We start from the raw sequence: 17,568 nt of genomic DNA on the forward strand, positions 1-17,568 counted from the left end.
ATCAAGATGACGCACAGGCATCAGGCTCGTCAGGTCGGGGCCGACTGCGGACCGGCCTCCCGCGCGTGTCAGGTGTTCGTGTCGCCGAACTCGCGTACCCCGTCGACGTCGAGCGTGATCCGCCCGTTCTCGGTCCACTGCCCGGTGGCGGCGAGCCAGCTCGGGTCGTCGCGCTCGTCGATGTCACTCCAACTGTGCCGGTGGTGCCGCAGCTGGATCGGCCCGGTCGACTGGCCCGGCGCGAGCGTACCGTCGGTGAAGGTCAGCTCCACCCAGCCGGGGACGGCAGTGCCCGGCTGGGGATTCGGCGGCGCCGGCGTCGACAGCCCGGCCGGCCCGCCTGGTGGTACGAAGAACTGCACGGTCTGCCGGATCCGTTGGCAACCCAGCGCGGCCCAGTCGCAGTTCGGCACCAGTGAGGTGTTGCCGCCCTCGAAGCGCAGGTGGTAGCGCACTCGCACCGTGCTCAGGTCCAGCGGCACGGTGCCGGTGTTGGTGACCTTCAGGAGGTGCTGGATCTGGTTGTTCGTCGGTGACCAGTCGAGGTTGAGGTAGCTGACCGTCGCGCGACCGCTGGCGGTGCGCACGGTCGTCGTGAGCGAGGTGTCGGAGTAGCCGCCGAGCGCGCGGGCGGCAACCGCGATCCGGTACGTCGTGCCGGGTGCCAGGTCGGTGAGAGTGATCGTGGTGTCCGTGGTGGAGCCGAGGAAACGGTACGTGTTGGGCCCCAGCGGCACCTGCACCTCGTAGTTGATCGGCTGCTCCGCCCCGGGCTCGACCCAGGCGGAGGGCGCCCAGGTGAGCGTGAGCCGATGCGGCTCGTTGGCGACCACGGTCGGAGTGCCGGGGGTGCTGATGGCCGGGCCGTCGGCACGGGCCACGCCGACGGCGAGCAGGCTCGCCAGCGCGGCAAGGGCGACGGCGGCGGTGACGCGGCGAGCGGGCATAGCCGAATGGCAGCCCCCGTCTATCAACATCAATAAATATCTTGCTCGGCGGTGAACCACCGGGTCGTCCCGGGCGTAGTGGTGGCGCGCACGACACCACTCCCACCGGAACAGAAAGGACCCCGCGTAGATGAAGACGCGCGTCAAGAAGATCGCCCTCGGTGCGGTGGCGGGCCTCGCCCTGACCATCGCGCTCCCGGCCAGCCCTGCCCTGGCCATCAACTCGGTCGGCTGTGGCACCCGGACGGACTTCCTCAAGCTCGACATCACGCTCGGCACCGTCGGCATGTCCAGGTGCTTCGCCAGTCGGGGCGTCACGGCCGTGAACATCGGCGGCGTCCACCACTACACCTCGGGCAACAACAAGGTGACTGTCAACTACGAGGCCGGCGGCCAGTACCACACGAGCACTGTCGACAAGTGGTACGGAGTGGACTTCGGCCGCACGGTAAGGGTGTACGAGGTGCGGATCTGGTGACCACTTGCCGGCCACGCCGGTCGCGTCCGTGATCGGGGGGCGTCCTCACCGCACGTCAGTGCGGCGGAGGGCACCCCGCACGGTCCGTTACGCGACGTAGTCGGCTTGGAGATAATGCCTGGTCAGGTGGTTACCTAGCGTGAACCCGTCATCACGAACGGCCTCGACGTCGGCGTCGCACTGCCGCCCCGTCCGGCCTCAGACGGGAGAAACACATGCGTACTCAGAACACGACCCGCCGGTTCGGCGCTCGCGCGTCCGTACCCGTGCTCATTCTTCTCGCGACCGGAGCGGTGCTCGCCCCGGCGAGCCCGGCGTCCGCCGCGGTCCCCGGCCTGGTGCGGATCGCCGCGACAAGCGTCAGCGACTCGGCCGACTTCCACAGCGTCACCGCGACGTGCCCGGTCGGGAAGGTGCTCACCGGCACCGGTTACGAACTCAACGGCGTCACCGGCGAAGGCGTCGTCGACGACCTGCGCCCCAACGGCGGTGTCGCCACGGCACCGACAGCGGTCACCGTCGGCGCCTACGAGACCGAGGCGTTCGCCGGAAACTGGTCGGTGACGGCGTACGCGATCTGCGCCAATCCGCTGCCCGGCCTGGTCCGGGTCACCACGGCCGGCGTCAGCAACTCGGCCGACTTCCGCAGCGTCACAGCGACGTGCCCGGTCGGGAAGGTGCTGACCGGCACCGGTTACGAACTCAACGGCGTCACCGGCGAAGGTGTCGTCGACGACTTCCGCCCCAACGGCGGTGTCGCCACGGCACCCACAGCGGTCACCGTCGGCGCGTACGAGTCGGACGCCACGACCCTGAACTGGTCCGCTACCGCGTACGCCATCTGCGCCAACCCCCTCGCGGGCCTGGTGCGCGCCTCCACGGTGGGTGCCAGCACCTCGGCCGACTTCCGCAGCGTCACGGCGGCCTGCCCGGTCGGGAAGGTGCTGACCGGCGCCGGCTACGAACTGAACGGCGTGACCGGTGAGGGCATCGTTGACGACTTCCGCCCCAACGGCGGCCCCGCGACCGCCCCGACGTCCGCCGCGTCCGGCGCGTACGAGGAGGACGCCTTCGCCGGCAACTGGTCCGACACGGCGTACGCCATCTGCGCCACGCCGTAACGGCCACGTGCGGTGGCCGTCCCGAAGGCAGGGGCGGCCACCGGCGTGTTCGTTCCCCCCATATGGAGTCAGCGGGCTGTCGTCGGTGTGCCTCGGCCATAGCGTCCGGACAGGGACGCGAGTCGAGGGAGGCCACCATGATTAATGCTGTGCCGCAGGAGCGAACCCCGGTCACCGTTCGGGTGGATCGTTGGCGGGCCGGACTGCCGCCGGACGCGTGGCCCGACGCCTTCCCGGCGAGTGGCGAGGTCTGGCGGCGCGACGTCTTCGCGGTCGCCGAGGCGTGCCGTGCTGGCGTCGCGAGTCCCCGTCACCTGCTGGCGGCCGTACTGGCCTGGGCCTACGGCCCCATCGGGTACGGCCCGTGGCGCGCCGCCAGGTCACTCGCCGCCGACCCCGACGGCAAACGCCTGGCGTACGCGCTGGAGGGGGTGTGCACCCCGAAGCCCGACGAGGAGGCGTTGCGGACGGCGTACCGCCGATTCAGCGACCCCAACCACGCTCGTCTGCCGTGGTTGGGGCCGGGCCTGTTCACGAAGGTTCTCTACTTCGCGGGGTACCGGCGCGGCGCGGGCGGGGTGCAGCCATTGATCCTCGACCGTGTGGTGGCCGGCCAACTCCCCGCCGAGGCGGGTGTCGACCGCCGCAACGGGTGGTCGTCCGAGGAGTGGCTCGCCTACCTGCGCTGGGCGGCCGAGGCGGCTCGGGTCAGGGGGGTGGAGCCGGACGCGGTGGAGATGGCGGTCCGGCCCGACCGGTGAGCTGGCTATCGGGCGGCGCGCAGTCGATCGTCGAGGGCGTCCAGGTCCGGCACGAACCAGATCTGTTCGCCCCGGTTCGACTCGTGCACCAGGGCGCGCAGCGCCGAACTTCCCGCGAGCTGCGTCGAGATGTCGCCGACCACGGCGAGCCGCAGCCGGTAGTTGACGAACTTCTGCATCACGTCACCGGCGAAGCGGGTGCCGAGCGAGAAGAAACGGTCGTCGAGCCGGTGGGCCGGCACGGCCACCACCTGGGCGCCGAGGAAGGCCGCGCCGATCAGGTCCAGCGCGTCCTGCTCGGTGACGATCGGCGGGCCGGCCGGGTCGCAGACCAGCACCGGCACCCCGGCGCGTTCCTGGATCTCGTCAGGCATCGTGGACCTCCCGGTCGAGCAGGCCGTTGTCGGCGTTGAGGACGACGTCGAGCAGGTGCAGCACCTCGGCGGTGCCGGCGGGATCACCGAGGATGATGATCTTCAGGCGGCGGCGGTCATCGTCGTGCACGGTCTGCACCCGCAGCGGCCGGGCCGGGTCGTGCCCGGTGTTGACGCTGGCCAGTACGAGCGTGCCGAGCCGGTCGGCGGCGGCCCGGTCGACACCGTCGATCTGCACGATGCTCGACACCTCGGCGTGCCCGGCCACGACGGCGGCGGGCGGCCGTCCGGTGAGCGCGTCGAGATCGCTGGCGGCGATCCGATACTGCTTGCCGATCCGGACGGCGCGCAGCCGGCCGGCGCGGATGTAGCCGCGCACCGTTCGTACGTGTAGGCCGAGCCGGTCGGCGACCTGTTCAACCGAGTACATGTCTTCCGTCATCGTTCCTCATCCTACCTTCATAGGGAAGGATGAGGAATAATAGGGGTGACCGCGGCAGCGTCACTGGAATCAGCGTCAGGTGGTGACCGGCCATCGGCCGTGGTCAGGTCACCCCGCGGACCGGATGGTGTCCGCGACCGGGCGGCGTGCCGCGGCGACGGCGGGAATGGCGGTGACCATGGCGACCGCGAGCAGGACTCCGAACGCCGTGGTGAGCGTCCAGGCAGCGGGTGGGTATCGCTCGCCATCGAAGAACAGGTAGAGGCCGATGCCGAACGGGATCCCGAGCGCGACGCCGGGCACGGCGGGGAGGAGTTGTGCCACGGCCAGGCCCAAGCCGGTCTGGGCGGGGGTCGCGCCGAGCGCGCGGGCGACCGCCAGCGGTTGCCGGGTGTCGAGGACCGCCGTCCACGTGCTCACGATGGTGTTGAGCAGCGCGAGGAAACAGGCCATCCCGGCGACGATCAGCATGGCCTGGAGGGTTCGTTCGTTGCGGGGGTCGGGGAGTTCCGCGTAGCCGAGATTCAGCGGATCGTCGTCCTGCGCCAGGATCGTGAGGACCGCGGCCAGGGCGGCCGTGGTGATCAGGGTGTTCACGGTGACGAGCCGGGCGCGGTGTGCCCGCCGCGCGTTGATGCGTACGCCGATCAGGAGGGCGGTGGGCAGCCGGCGCGACAGCCAGATGGCCCAGCGCCGACGGCGCGGTGGCGTGGGCGCGTCGGCCAACGCGTGCACGGTGGTGGTGACGGCGGCGCGGAGCACCGGTGCCAGGGTCGCCGCGACGGCGATCGAGAGGGCGAGCGCGGTGCTGGCGATCACCACGCGCAGCGGCGGGCTCATGACGCCGACGCCGACGAATCCGGCGCTGGTGCGGAACAGCAGAGGTGCCGCGACCCAGCCGGCGGCCAGGCCGGCCCCGGCGGCGGCGAGCCCGATCACGAGGTATTCGGCCAGGTGGACGGCGGCGATCACGGCGGGCCCGGCGCCGACGGCCTTGAGTAGCCCCACCCGGCGGCGGCGGGCGATGACGCGGCCCGCGACGATACCCGCGACGCCGATCACCGCGAGGCCGGTCAGCAGCCAACTGCCGACCACCAGGGCCGTCTCGGCCTGCCCGTTCTGGCGACCACTGCTGTCGGCGATGTCCCGCGCCGAGCGGAAGTTCCAGCCGCGGTAGTAGGGATTGCTGCCCGAGGGGTCGACGACGCCGGCGCCGACCTCCGGGTCGGCCAGTTTGAGGTTCAGCGTGTACGACAGCGGCTGGTCCCCGGCGATGGTGGCGATGTCACGACGATCGACCCAGACCAGGCCGCCCTTCTCCACCAGGTTCGAGCCCGGCAGGTGCCAGTGGACCTGCGGGTACACCGGCCGGGCGGCGGTCACCGCGAGTCCGGTCACGTGCAGGGGGTGGCCGCCGACGCTGACCGTCTCGCCGAGGTGTAGGCCGAGCGCGTCGGCGAAGGTGCGCTCGACGACCACGCCGTCGGGGCGTACCCAGGTGCCGTCGGTCACGGCCGGTCGGTTGACCGCGGCCGGCGTGCCGTCGCGGCCCTCGACGATGACCCGGACGGTTGTGTCGCGGGCGGTCAGCGCCAGGAAGGCCAATGGATATGGTCCGCTGTGGTCGGTGACGCCGGGCAGGGTGGTCAGTGGCGCGAGCGCGTCCAGGGCCCGCGGACCGGGGAAACCCGTCTCCACCACGAGGTCCGGGCCTGCGGTGGCATCCCGGGTCCGCTCGTACGGGCGGGTCACGAGTTCGTTGAGTGTGAGGCCGAGGGTGAGTGTCGCGGTCGCCGCGGTGATGGCGACCAGCAGCAGCACGGTCTCCGTCCGGTGCCGACGCAGGTCCCGCACCAGCAGTCGCCACACGAGCAGCAGGCGGCCCGCCACGTCAGCGCACCCCGTCGTGGACGCCGGCGAGCATGCTGTCGTCGGCGAACGCCCCGTCACGCATGGAGATCACCCGGTCGGCGACCGCCGCGATGCGGGCGTCGTGCGTGACCACCACGAGGGTCTGCCCGGCGCTGCGCAGGTCCTCGAAGAGCCGCAGCACCTCCAGGGTCGCGGCGCTGTCGAGGTTGCCGGTGGGTTCGTCGGCCAACACGACCTGCGGTTCGTTGCTCAACGCGCGGGCGATGGCGACGCGTTGACGCTGACCGCCGGACAGCGCCGAGGGCAGGTGCGTGGCGCGGTCGGCCAGCCCCACCTGGTCGAGCAGGTGCAGGGCGCGTCGGCGGGCGCGGCCAGGCGACCGACCGGCCAGCAGCGCGGCCATCTCGACGTTCTCCACGGCGGTGAGTTCGTCCATCAGGTGGAAGGACTGGAAGACGAGACCGATGTGGTCGCGCCGCAGCCGCGCCAGGGCGCGCTCGCTCATCGTGTCGATCCGGTGGTCGGCCAGCCACACCTCGCCGTCGGTGGGACGCTGGAGCCCGCCGAGCAGGTGCAGCAGGGTCGACTTGCCGCATCCGCTGGGGCCCATGATCGCCACCGCCTGGCCGGCGGGCACGTCCAGATCCACCTCGTCGACCGCGCGGACCAGCGCGTTGTCCCAGCCGTACCACCTACTCAGCCCGCGTGCCCGCAGCGCCAACGACCCGTTCATGCCCCCGCCTTCCGTTCCGCGCGACCGCGCTCGGTCCACATGCGTTCGCACGCCTCCAGCCACTCCAGGTCAGCCCGCAGCCTCAACACGACGCCCTCCAGCAGCAATCCGGCGACCGGATCCACCGACCGCTCCAACGCCGCCCGTTGGGCGTCGCGCAGCCGGCGCAGCACCTCGCGCCGCTGGGCGTCCACCAACGCGATCGGATCGGCCAGCCGGGCAGCCGCGGCGGCCACCAGCTTCAGGTGGAACTCCGCGAGGTCCGGCTTCGGCCAGCTCACCTCGGTGAGCCAGCCGGCGGCCCGCTGCTGTCCGGCGGGCGTCAACGCGTAGACCCGGCGGTCCGGCCGATCCGGCAGGCCGTCGGCCCGCTCGGAGGTGACCAGGCCGGCCTTCGTCAACCGGGCCAGCGTCACGTAGATCTGCCCCGCGTTCATCGTCTCGCCGAGGGGGCCGAGCGCACCGCGCATCCGGTTGCGCAGCTCGTACCCGTGCGCCGGCTCCTTGGCCAGCATGGCCAGCACCACGTCCTGCACTCCGGCACGCCCCTTGAGATAGACCGCTAATAGATAACCGCTAGCTATGGCACTGTCAAATCTCGACGCTCAGCGTCGGTGGGGTCCAGTACCGTCTGGGAACCATGGACGCGCGCGTCGGCGACGCCATCATCGGGCGGGATCATCCCGCGGGTCTGCTGCGCGCCGAGCTGGACCGGGCGGCCACCAGCCACGGCGGTCTCGTTCTGGTCACCGGCGAGCCGGGCATCGGCAAGACCACCCTCGTCACGTCGGTGGCGCGCGAGGCCCGCCGGCGCGGCGCGCTCGTGCTCGGAGCGGCCTGCTGGGATTCCGACAGCGCCCCCGGCTACTGGCCGTGGGTCCAGGTCCTGCGGGCCCTGCGCCGCTCCGCCGACGACTGGGCGCTCGCCCGACCGGACGCCGAGCCGGCCCTCGCGGCCCTGCTCGGCGAGAGCGGCACCGGTGACGTACCCGGCCTCGCCGCGGCCTGGTCGGCCCGCGACGGCCAGGACGTCGCCGAGCAGGAGGCGTTCGCCCTGTACGACGCGGTGACCGCGGCACTGGTCGCCGTCTCCGCGCGCCGGCCGGTGGTGGTCGTCCTCGACGACCTGCACTGGGCCGACCCGGCCTCGCTGCGGCTGCTGGCGTTCGCCGCCCAGCACACCTGGTTCGAACGCCTGCTGCTGATCGGCACGTACCGCGACGCGGAGGTCGAGGCCGGCGACCACCCGCTGCGCCCGCTGCTGCTGCCCCTGGTCGCCAAGGCCACCACGATCACCCTCACCGGCCTGGCCCGCGACGAGGTGGCCGCGTTGATGGCGCGTACCGCCGGTCGGGAGCCCGCCCCCGACCTGGCGGACGAGGTGCACCGCCGCACCGGCGGCAACCCGTTCTTCGTCGAGGAGACCGCGCGGCTGTGGCACGCCGACGGCACCACCGGCACGATCCCGCCCGGCGTACGAGAAGCGGTGCGACAGCGGCTCGCCCGGCTGCCCGCCCCGGTGGTCGAGGCGCTGACCGTCGCCGCCGTGCTGGGGCGTGAGTTCCACCGGCAGGTCCTGGCGGCCAGCGCGGCGATACCGGTGGCGTCTGTCGACCGGCTGCTCGACGACGCGGTGACCGCCCGGCTCGTGGCCGCCCGGGGTGCCGGCCGGTTCACCTTCGCCCACGACCTGGTCCGCGAGACCCTGTACGACGGGCTCACCACCGACGACCGGCAGGCCCGCCACGCCGCGGTGGTCCGGGCGGTGGATCCGCCGACCGCGCTCACCGACCGGCTCATCCCGGCGGATCTGGCCCGCCACGCCTACCTGGCCGGCGCCGCGCTGGACCGGACCCGGGCCGGCGAGCTGCTGGTCGCCGCCGGGCGGGACGCGTTCGCCCGGCTCGCCGCCGACGAGGCGGGGGTGCACTTCCGCCGGGCACTGGAGATCGTCGAGGACCCCGCGCAGCGGATTCGCCTGCTCGTCGACTTCGGCGAGGTGCAGTACCACCACGCCGGCCGATCCGAGGCCGCACGCCTGTTGGCCGAAGCCGCGACGCTCGCCCGTACGCTCGACGACCCGGTGCCACTGGCCCGCGTCGCGCTCACCGTGCACCGCGCCCGGCAGGTGGACACCACCATCGCCGTTGACACGACGGACCTGGTGCGCGAGGCGTACCAGCGGTTGATCGGCGAGCCCGCCCCCACCGCGTCGACGGGCGCGCTGGTGGCGGACCTGATCACCGCGACGGAGACCATCGCCCGTCGTGGTCGCGACGACGAGGCGCTCACCTTCAGCCTGTGGGCCCGCCACGACACCACCTGGGGGCTGGGCACCGCGGCGGCACGGGCCGCACTCACCGCCGAGATCCGGGACGTGGCCCGCCGCTCGGGCGACCGGGAGACCGAGCTGTGGGCCACCTCGCTGCGCTGGGTGGCGTTGCTGGAACTGGGCGACCCGCGCTTCATGGAGGAGTTCACCGCCTTCGTCACCGTGGGTCAGCACGGCGAGTTGGCCCGTCCCCGGATGGCGGCGGCCGTCGACGGCGGGATCATCGCGGCGTTCCGGGGCGACTTCGCCGAAGCGGACGAGCGATTTCGCGTCATCGTCGACCTGTCCGACCCGGGGCATGCCGAGTTCGCCTTCATGGGCCACCACCTGCGCTGGGCCCGGCTGCTGTTGCAGGGGCGCTTCGACGAGATCGACACGCTGCTGCACGAATGGGCGCCGACCGACTACCCGTACCGGGAGCTGCTGTCGGCCATCACGGCGGCCGAGCGTGGCGACGACGAGCAGGCGGTGCGGTTGACCGCCGGCATCGAGGCGGCCGGCATCCACTACCCGCGTCCGGTGTCGCCGCTGTGGCTGCGGCTGCGCGTCCAGGCCGCCGCCGCGTCCCGCGATCCACGGCGCTGCGACGACGCGCGGGCCGCGCTGGTCCCGCACCGTGGACAGTGGGCGGTGGGGCTGTTCGGCTGCGACATCAGCGGGCCCATCGACCACTGGCTCGCCGTCGTCGACGCCGCGCAGGAGCGTTGGGACGACGCGGTCACCGGATTCACGGCGGCCCGTGACGCCGCCGACCGGATGGGCTCCCGACCCTGGTCGCTCATCGCCCGCGCGGGGCTGGTGAACGCCCTCGCCGGCCGCGACCAGCCGGGCGACGCCGCCACGGTTGCCCAGTTGCGCGCGAGCACCGTCCGGGACGCCGCCGCCCTCGGCATGAGGCAGGTGCTCCTCGGGCTCGCCGACCCGGACCCAACCCACGCCGAGCCGGACCAAGGCGGGCTGGCTCACGCCGTGTCGGGGCCCGCCGTGTCGGGCCACGCCGTGTCGGGGCCCGCCGTGTCGGGCCACGCCGTTTCGGGGCCCGCCGTTGGGTGGGCCGAGGGCAGCGTGCTGGGCGATGTCGCGCTCGCCGGCCAGGCCGGCGGGAGAGGCCACGCAGGCGAGGGCGACCAGGTCGTCGGGGGCGGCCCGGCCGTCGGCCGGCGTCAGGTGACGCCGCCCGACCCGACGATCGAGGGGTACGCGTTTCGACGCGACGGGCCGGTCTGGCGGCTCGCCTACGCGGGCGTGGTGGCGCACCTGCCCGACGCCAAGGGCCTACACGACCTGCACCTGCTGTTGAGCCGCCCCGGCGGCGACGTCCCGGCGGTGGAACTGCTCGACCCCGCCGCCGGGCCGGTGCTGGTGGCCGCCCGTCGGATGGGCGGCGACCCGGTCCTCGACGACGAGGCGAAGGCCCGCTACCGGCGGCACCTGACCCGCCTCGACGACGAGATCGACCGGGCCGTTGCCCGCGACGACACGGCGAAGGTGTCCGCGCTGGACGCCGAACGCGGCGCGCTGCTCGAGGAGCTGCGCGCCGCGGCGGGATTGGCCGGCCGGAGTAGACGGCTGGGCGACGAGGCCGAACGCGCCCGCAAGACTGTCACCGCGCGAATCCGCGACACCCTGCGCAAGCTCGACGAACGCCATCCCACGCTCGCCACTCATCTGCGCGATTCGGTCTCCACCGGCGCCACCTGCCGCTACCTCCCACAAACCCTCCCACCCTGGCACCTCTAACCCCCGCCCCCCGCCCACGCCCGCGCCCCGCCCGCGCCCCGCCCACGCCCGCGCCCGCGATCTTGCCCGCGCCGCCCACGCCCCGCCCACGCCTTGCCCGCGCCGCGATCTTGCACTTTCGGTTGTGGATCTGGGTGCTCTCGTGGCTTTTGTGTCGCCACAGAAAATGCAAGATCGCGGGGAAGTCGCCATCAGGTCCTGTCGATCATGGAGTTGTGGTGCCTGGTTTGAGCATTTACAGGCCGCTTTGTCACCCACCACAACTTCATGATCGGCGGCCCGGGTGTGGGGGCGGGGAGCGGCGGCGCGGGTGTGGGGCGGCGGCGCGGGTGTGGGGGTGGGGGAGCGGCGGCGCGGGTGTGGGGGCGGGGAGCGGCGGCGCGGGTGTGGGGGTGGAGGGGCGGGGAGCGGCGGCGCGGGGGTGGGTGGGGCGGGGGTGGTAGGTGGGGGGTGGGGGTTAGCGGCGGTTGTAGCGGTGCATGGTCAGGGTGCCGAAGACGATGACGAAGCCGGCGCTCCACACCAGGAGCCACATGGTGGCGGAGGCGTCCGAGTGGCCGGACATGACGGCGCGTACCGCGGCCACCAGCTGCGTCACCGGGTTGACCTTCACGAACGCCTGGAGCCAGCCGGGCATGGTGCTCGGCTCGACGAAGACGTTGCTGAGGAACGTCAGCGGGAACAGCACCATCATGCTGACCCCCATCACCGATTTCTCGCTGCGCAGGATCAGCCCGAAGAACGTCCACACCCAGGAGAACGCGAACGAGAAGACCACCAGCAGCCCGATCCCGGCGGCCACCCCGGCGACGCCGCCGGCGGGCCGGAAGCCGAGCGCCAGCCCGACACCGAGGATGACCAGGGCGGCGAGGATGTAGCGCAGCACATCGCCGAAGATCATGCCGACCAGCGCGGCGGGCCGCCAGACGGGCAGCGTCCGGAAGCGGTCGAAGATGCCCTTCTCGATGTCGGTGTTGAGGCCGACCCCGGTGTACATGGTGATCATCACGACGCTGGTCACCATGATGCCGGGCAGGAAGAACTGCAGGTAGTCACGCGGGCTGTCGGCGAGAGCGCCACCGAACAGGTACGTGAACATCAGCACCATGATGATCGGGAACGCGGTCACGTCGAAGAGCTGCTCCGGCACGTGCTTGATCTTCAGCAGGGCCCGCCAGCCGAAGGTGAGCGACGCGCCCAACGCGCTCGGCCGGGCCGGTCGGGCGCCCGGCGCGAGGACGGTCGCCAGCGCCTCGGCGGACGGTACGTAGACCGACGGCGCCCGCTCGGCCGTGCCGGCGGTCGTGGTCGTGTCACTCATCGGGCTGCCTCCAGCTCGTCGTCGCGCTCGTCGGCCGACACGGCCGGATGGTCGGTCAGGGCCAGGAAGACCTCGTCCAGGCTGGGCTGGCCGAGGGAGAAGTCGTCGACGACGATGCCGGCGCGGGCCAGGTCACCGAGCGCACGCGCTGCCTGCGCGCTGGCGTCCAGGTCGGTGCCGGCCTCGCCGACGCGGGCGGTCAGGGCCACCGGATCGGCGGCGAGCTGCACCGGCACGTTCAGCGCCTCCCGGAGCACCTGCTCGGCCTGGGGCCGCTGGCCGGGGTCGCGCAGTCGCAGGTGGACGGTGCCGGAGCCGACCGACGACTTCAGTTCGCCCGGCGTGCCCTCCGCGATCACCCGGCCGTGGTCGACGACCGCGATCCGCCCGGCGAGCTGGTCGGCCTCGTCGAGGTACTGCGTGGTCAGCAGCACGGTCGTACCGTGCGACACCACGGCCCGGACGATCTCCCACACCTGGTTGCGGCTGCGCGGGTCGAGGCCCGTCGTCGGCTCGTCGAGGAAGAGCAGGTCGGGAGTGTTCAGGATGCTCGCGGCGATGTCGATGCGCCGTCGCATGCCGCCCGAGTACTTCTTGACCTGGCGGTCGCTCGCCTCGGTCAGACCGAACGCGGCCAGCAGCGCCGCCGCGCGGTCGCGGGCTTCCGGCTTGCGCAGGCCCAGCAGGCGGGCCAGCAGCACCAGGTTCTCGGTGCCGGTGAGGTCCTCGTCGACCGAGGCGTACTGGCCGGTGAGGCTGACCCGGCTGCGAACCTTGTCGGCCTCGGCGACCACGTCGTGCCCGAAGACCCGCGCCGTGCCGCCGTCCGGGCGCAGTAGCGTCGCCAGCACCCGGACCGCCGTGGTCTTACCCGCCCCGTTCGGGCCGAGCAGGCCGTAGACGGTGCCGGCGGGCACCCGCAGGTCCATGCCGGCCAGCGCCCGGGTCTCCCCGAACGTGCGGGTGAGCCCTTCGGCCTCGATGGCCAGGCCGGTGGCGCGTCTGTTCATCATTTCTACCTCTCGTCCGATGGCCGGCGACGTCGTGGTCGGTGTGACCAACGACCCCGCCGTCCTACAGGCGCGAGGTGGCGACCGCCGGCCCGCTAGATCGGAACTAGCGAGTGCCGTTCCGGGTCGGAATGTCGGTGGGACCGGCTTGACTGGAGTCGACGAGGGGGACGGGATGACGCAGGTACGCATCGAGCCGTGGCATGAGGATGGTCTCGAGCTGCTGCGGCAGCTGAACTCACCGGACACGCGCCGACACACCGGCGGCCCGGAGACCGACGAGCAGGTGCTCGCCCGGCACAACCGGTACGTGCACTTCGCCGAGGGCGGGCAGGGGTGCATGTTCACGGTGGTGCTGCCGGACGGCACGCGGGCCGGCAGCGTCGGCTACTGGCATCGCGAGTGGCGCGACGAACCGGTGTACGAGTTGGGCTGGGCGGTGCTGCCCGCGTACCGGGGGCAGGGGCTGGCCACCGCGGCGGTGCGCGCGGCTCTCGACGTGGCGCGCGCCCGACGGGACCGGCGTCACGCGCACGCCTACCCGTCCGTCGACAACCCCGCCTCGAACGCGGTCTGCCGCAAGGCGGGCTTCACGCTGCTGGGTGAGACGAATTTCGAGTATCCGCCCGGGCACCTGATGCGGGCCAATGACTGGCAGTTCGACCTGACCGCCCCGCCGGCCGACGGGTGAGTCGGCGGGACGGCCGTCGCAGGTCACCAGGTGGTGTCGAGACGCTGCCGCTGCTCGGCGGTCAACTCCAGCTCCACGGCGGCCAGGCTCTCCTCGAGTTGGGCCACCGAGGAGGCCCCCACCAGCGGGATCGTCGGCCGATCGCCGCCCAGCAGCCAGGCGAGCACCACCTGGTTCACCGTCGCGCCGGTCTGCCCGGCGACCTCCCGCAGGGCGGCCAGCTGCCGGGGCGCGCTCGGCAGGTCGTACGCGGCGCTGAGCGGCGTGTCCGCCCGGCTGTACGCCCCCCTGAGCAGCGGCGAGTACGCCACCAGGGTCAGCTCCGGCTCGGCGCGCAGGTAGCTGAGCAGGTCCGGGCCGACGCCGCCCGGATCGCCGTCCGGGTCCAGCTCGCTGACCAGGTCGGTGCGGTTCAGCAGGTAGCTGTGGCGGTACTGGAGCACCTCGTACCCCGGGAGGCCGGCGGCTGCGGCGAGCGCGCGGGCCCGTTCCACCCGCCAGGCGCGGTGGTTGCTCGCGCCCAACAGGCCCACCGTCCCCTCGGCGACCAGCTCGGCGAACCCCTCCACGGTCTCCGCGAGCGACACCGTCCGGTCCTCGATGTGTGCGTAGAGCAGGTCCAGTCGTTCCACGCCGAGCCGGTCACGGCTGCGCTCCGCCGACTCGCGGATCACCTTCGCCGACAGGCCCTCGGCGTTGTCCAGATAGCTGGTGCCGGGGGCCAGTGGACGGGCGCCCAGCTTGGTGGCGATGACGATCTCGGCGCCGATGCCCCGGCTGCGCCGCCACCGCCCGAGCAGCTCCTCACTCTGGCCGCCCTGTGAGCCGTCGACCCAGAACGCGTAGTTGTCCGAGGTGTCGATGAAGGTGCCGCCCGCCTCGACGTACCGGTCGAGGATCGCGTACGAGGTGGCCTCGTCGGTGGTGCTGCCGAACAGCATGGCCCCGAGGCTGAGCACGCTGACCTCGCGTCGGGTCGCCGGGTCGGTGCCGATCGTGCGGTACCGCATGGGATCTCCTTCCGGGCGTCCTGCCGGCGGGCGCCCGAAGACCACCCTGCTACCTGGAGTGCGCTCCAGGTCAAGCGTCCGTCTCACCAGGGGAGGACGCCGTACCCACCGCCGGCGTCCATCTGGAAGCCCCAGAGCAGACCGCTCGGCCCGTCCGCCGGCAGGGTCGCCAGGTGCACGCTCACCTCGGCGCCCTGCTCGGGCGTACGGAAGCCGCTGTTGCCGTTCAGGTCGGTGGCGCAGTAGCCGGGGTTCGCCGCGTTCACCTTGATCGGGGTATCCCGAAGTTCCTTGGCGTACATGGCGGTGAGCATGTTCAGCGCCGCCTTCGACGACGGGTACGGCACGGAGGTCAACTCGAACAGCGCGCCGTCCGGGTCGGTCATCACCGCGATCGAGCCGACCTCGCTGGAGACGTTGACGATCCGCGCCGCCGGTGCCCGGCGCAGCAGCGGGAGCAGCGCGTTGGTGACCGCCACCGGGCCGAAGACGTTCGTCTCGTACAGCCGGCGCATCGTCGCCACGGTCGTCTCGCTGGGCAGCCCCCGCGTACCGTCGGCGAGCACGATGCCGGCGTTGTTGACCAGCACGTCGAGCCGGTCGTACTCGGCTTCGACGAATTTCGCGGCGGCGGCCACCGACGTCGCGTCGGTGACGTCCAGCGGCACGAACACCGCGTCCGTGCCGCCGTCGCGCAGCTCCCGCTCCGCGGCGCGGCCCCGCTCGGCGTCCCGCGCGCCGAGCAGCACGGTCATCCCGAGGCCGCCGAGCTGACGGGCGGTGGCGAGGCCGATTCCCTTGTTGGCCCCGGTGACCAGGGCGATCATGTTCGTCATGCCGTCGAGCCTGTGCCCGACGACGGCCGGTGGGGAGAGACGCCGCGAGGCTGGGACCGGCGGTACCACCCTGATCGATGCCTCCCGGGGCATCCTGGGGACATGACGAGCAGCGGCCTGCGACGTGACGAACTGGCGGCGTTCCTGCGCGCCCGCCGCGCCCGCCTGCGGCCCGCCGAGGTCGGCCTCCCCGACGGGGTACGGCGGCGTACGCCCGGACTGCGTCGGCAGGAGGTCGCCCAGCTCGCGGGCATGTCGATCGACTACTACATCCGGTTGGAGCAGGGCCGGGGCCCGCACCCGTCCCGGCAGGTGCTCGCCGCTCTGGCGCGGGCGCTGCTGCTGAACCGCGACGAGCGGGAGTACCTGTTCCGGATCGCGGGGGAGAACCCGCCGTCGGCCGTCGGCCCGAGCCGCGAGGTGCCGCCTGGGCTGCGGCACCTGCTCGACGCCATGACCGAGACTCCGGCGTACCTCGTCGACGCCGCGTACCACGTGCTGGCCTGGAACCGGCTGGCCACGCACTTCGTGGGGGATCTCGCGGCCGTGCCGCACGCCGAGCGCAACATGATCCGCTGGACCTTCCGGCAGCCGATGACCGACGCGCACTGGTCCGATGCCGACGCGCGACGGTTCGTGCACACCACGGTGGCGGACCTGCGGGCGGCCTACGGCCGCTTCCCGGCCGACCCGGCGATCCGCGAGCTGGTCACCGAGCTGCTCGGCACCTCGCCGCACTTCGCCCGGCTGTGGGCCGAGCACGAGGTCGGGGAGCGCCGTCCCGTCGTGAAACGGGTGGCCCATCCCGAGCTGGGGCCGCTGGAGTTCGAGTGCCGCGTGCTGCTGGTGCCGGAGACCGAGCAGCGGCTGATCGTCTACGTCGCCACGCCCGACACACCGACCCAGGCGGTGTTCCGCCGGCTTGCCGAGCGCGTCGACGGCTGACCCGGCCGCGAACAGCACGCTGCCCCGGAGTCGTCGCTCCGGGGCAGCGCGCGCAGGTCAGCGGGGCACGTAGGCGAAGGTGTCCGGGTTCGGACCCTGCCGCCCGGCCTCGCCCTTGTCCAGGCCGGTGATCCGCTCCATCGCCGTGTCGTCCAGCTCGAAGTCGAAGATCCCGGTGTTCTCCTCGATCCGCTTCGGCGTGGTCGACTTCGGGAAGATGATGTCGCCGCGCTGCACGTGCCACCGCAGCACCACCTGCGCCGGGGTGCGACCCACCTGATCGGCGATGTCGACCACCGTCGGGTCGTCCAGCACCTTGCCCTGCGCGATCGGCGACCACGCCTCGGTGAGGATGTTGTGCTCGCGGCCGTACGCGCGGACCTCGTCGTTGGTGAAGTACGGGTGCGCCTCGATCTGGTTGACCGCCGGCACCACGCTCGCCTCGTCGGCCAGCCGCCGCAGGTGCGCCACCTGGAAGTTCGACACGCCGATCGAGCGGGCGCGGCCGTCGCGCTGGAACTCCTCCAACACCTTCCAGGTCGAGACGTAGTCGCCGTCGTACAGGGTCGGCAACGGCCAGTGGATCAGGAACAGGTCAATGTAGTCCATCTTCAACGCCGACAGCGTCGAGTCGAACGCCTTGCGGGCGTCGTCCGGCCGGTGAAAGCCGTTGTTCAGCTTGCTGGTCACGTACACCGAGCCGCGGTCGAGGCCGGACGTGCGGATGGCCTCGCCCACCTCGGCCTCGTTGCCGTACATCTCGGCGGTGTCGATGTGCCGGTAGCCCACCTCGAGCGCCGTGGTCACCGCCGCGGCGGTGTCCTTCGGCTCGATCTGGAACACCCCGAAGCCGAGCTGCGGAATCGTGGTGCCGTCGTTCAGGCTGATGTCAGGAATCGTGAATGCCACTGCGGCTCCTTCGCGTCTTCGTTACCCGTCATCCATACCCGGGCGG

At 72.3% G+C, this 17,568-nt stretch carries 17 protein-coding genes; 6 read left to right on the plus strand and 11 right to left on the minus strand.

Annotated features, from left to right (window positions below):
* Positions 1-68 precede the first annotated feature (68 nt).
* A complete protein-coding gene (locus ACIBTX_RS16245; RefSeq protein WP_396832661.1) occupies positions 69-947 on the minus strand; it encodes a cellulose binding domain-containing protein in 879 nt (292 codons plus the stop codon).
* Positions 948-1,077: 130 nt separating this feature from the next.
* Here ACIBTX_RS16245 and ACIBTX_RS16250 point away from each other — a divergent pair, with 130 nt between their 5' ends.
* The 3 genes from ACIBTX_RS16250 to ACIBTX_RS16260 all read left to right on the plus strand — a co-directional run bounded on the left by ACIBTX_RS16250 (position 1,078) and on the right by ACIBTX_RS16260 (position 3,307).
* Positions 1,078-1,425, plus strand: a complete 348-nt coding sequence (locus ACIBTX_RS16250; RefSeq protein ID WP_357127850.1) for a beta/gamma crystallin domain-containing protein — start codon at positions 1,078-1,080, stop codon at positions 1,423-1,425.
* Between the two features lie 215 nt (positions 1,426-1,640).
* Entirely contained in the window at positions 1,641-2,546 is a 906-nt protein-coding gene (locus ACIBTX_RS16255; RefSeq protein WP_396832662.1) for a hypothetical protein, read from the plus strand.
* 149 nt (positions 2,547-2,695) lie between these two features.
* Positions 2,696-3,307 (plus strand): hypothetical protein, encoded by a 612-nt coding sequence (locus ACIBTX_RS16260; protein ID WP_396832663.1) that lies wholly within the window; start codon positions 2,696-2,698, stop codon positions 3,305-3,307.
* 5 nt (positions 3,308-3,312) lie between these two features.
* On the opposite strand, the gene ACIBTX_RS16265 is transcribed toward ACIBTX_RS16260, so the two are convergent.
* The 5 genes from ACIBTX_RS16265 to ACIBTX_RS16285 form a co-directional block, all read right to left on the minus strand.
* Positions 3,313-3,681, minus strand: a complete 369-nt coding sequence (locus ACIBTX_RS16265; protein WP_357127844.1) for a DUF4180 domain-containing protein — start codon at positions 3,679-3,681, stop codon at positions 3,313-3,315.
* The gene (locus tag ACIBTX_RS16270; protein ID WP_357127841.1) at positions 3,674-4,123 is read right to left on the minus strand and encodes a helix-turn-helix domain-containing protein; all 450 of its coding nucleotides are present in this window, start codon (positions 4,121-4,123) and stop codon (positions 3,674-3,676) included. The genes ACIBTX_RS16265 and ACIBTX_RS16270 overlap by 8 nt, the downstream gene beginning before the upstream one ends.
* A gap of 108 nt (positions 4,124-4,231) precedes the next feature.
* On the minus strand, positions 4,232-6,013 hold the full coding sequence (locus tag ACIBTX_RS16275) for an FtsX-like permease family protein (RefSeq protein WP_396832664.1): 1,782 nt from the start codon (positions 6,011-6,013) through the stop codon (positions 4,232-4,234).
* Between the two features lies 1 nt (position 6,014).
* A complete protein-coding gene (locus ACIBTX_RS16280) occupies positions 6,015-6,728 on the minus strand; it encodes an ABC transporter ATP-binding protein (protein ID WP_357127835.1) in 714 nt (237 codons plus the stop codon).
* Positions 6,725-7,264 (minus strand): PadR family transcriptional regulator, encoded by a 540-nt coding sequence (locus tag ACIBTX_RS16285; RefSeq protein WP_396832665.1) that lies wholly within the window; start codon positions 7,262-7,264, stop codon positions 6,725-6,727. The genes ACIBTX_RS16280 and ACIBTX_RS16285 overlap by 4 nt, the downstream gene beginning before the upstream one ends.
* Before the next feature lie 104 nt (positions 7,265-7,368).
* Between ACIBTX_RS16285 and ACIBTX_RS16290 the strand changes: the two genes are divergently transcribed.
* Positions 7,369-10,800, plus strand: a complete 3,432-nt coding sequence (locus tag ACIBTX_RS16290) for an ATP-binding protein (RefSeq protein ID WP_396832666.1) — start codon at positions 7,369-7,371, stop codon at positions 10,798-10,800.
* Between the two features lie 457 nt (positions 10,801-11,257).
* Here ACIBTX_RS16290 and ACIBTX_RS16295 read toward each other — a convergent pair whose 3' ends face one another.
* The gene (locus tag ACIBTX_RS16295) at positions 11,258-12,121 is read right to left on the minus strand and encodes an ABC transporter permease (RefSeq protein ID WP_357172951.1); all 864 of its coding nucleotides are present in this window, start codon (positions 12,119-12,121) and stop codon (positions 11,258-11,260) included.
* Positions 12,118-13,131 (minus strand): ATP-binding cassette domain-containing protein, encoded by a 1,014-nt coding sequence (locus ACIBTX_RS16300; protein ID WP_357127823.1) that lies wholly within the window; start codon positions 13,129-13,131, stop codon positions 12,118-12,120. The genes ACIBTX_RS16295 and ACIBTX_RS16300 overlap by 4 nt, the downstream gene beginning before the upstream one ends.
* Before the next feature lie 175 nt (positions 13,132-13,306).
* Here ACIBTX_RS16300 and ACIBTX_RS16305 point away from each other — a divergent pair, with 175 nt between their 5' ends.
* Positions 13,307-13,822 carry a GNAT family N-acetyltransferase gene (locus ACIBTX_RS16305; RefSeq protein ID WP_396832667.1) on the plus strand — a complete coding sequence of 172 codons (516 nt, stop codon included), beginning with the start codon at positions 13,307-13,309 and terminating at the stop codon, positions 13,820-13,822.
* A 23-nt stretch (positions 13,823-13,845) separates the two neighbouring features.
* Here ACIBTX_RS16305 and ACIBTX_RS16310 read toward each other — a convergent pair whose 3' ends face one another.
* Both ACIBTX_RS16310 and ACIBTX_RS16315 read right to left on the minus strand, forming a co-directional pair.
* On the minus strand, positions 13,846-14,832 hold the full coding sequence (locus tag ACIBTX_RS16310) for an aldo/keto reductase (RefSeq protein ID WP_396832668.1): 987 nt from the start codon (positions 14,830-14,832) through the stop codon (positions 13,846-13,848).
* Between the two features lie 83 nt (positions 14,833-14,915).
* Positions 14,916-15,668 carry an SDR family oxidoreductase gene (locus ACIBTX_RS16315; protein ID WP_357127814.1) on the minus strand — a complete coding sequence of 251 codons (753 nt, stop codon included), beginning with the start codon at positions 15,666-15,668 and terminating at the stop codon, positions 14,916-14,918.
* A gap of 102 nt (positions 15,669-15,770) precedes the next feature.
* Here ACIBTX_RS16315 and ACIBTX_RS16320 point away from each other — a divergent pair, with 102 nt between their 5' ends.
* Positions 15,771-16,613 (plus strand): helix-turn-helix transcriptional regulator, encoded by an 843-nt coding sequence (locus tag ACIBTX_RS16320; protein WP_357127811.1) that lies wholly within the window; start codon positions 15,771-15,773, stop codon positions 16,611-16,613.
* Between the two features lie 57 nt (positions 16,614-16,670).
* Here the strand turns inward: ACIBTX_RS16320 and ACIBTX_RS16325 are convergent, their stop codons facing one another.
* Positions 16,671-17,522 carry an aldo/keto reductase gene (locus ACIBTX_RS16325; protein WP_396832669.1) on the minus strand — a complete coding sequence of 284 codons (852 nt, stop codon included), beginning with the start codon at positions 17,520-17,522 and terminating at the stop codon, positions 16,671-16,673.
* Positions 17,523-17,568 lie beyond the last annotated feature (46 nt).

It is taken from the genome of Micromonospora sp. NPDC049359 (assembly GCF_044466585.1).
GTDB lineage: Bacteria > Actinomycetota > Actinomycetes > Mycobacteriales > Micromonosporaceae > Micromonospora.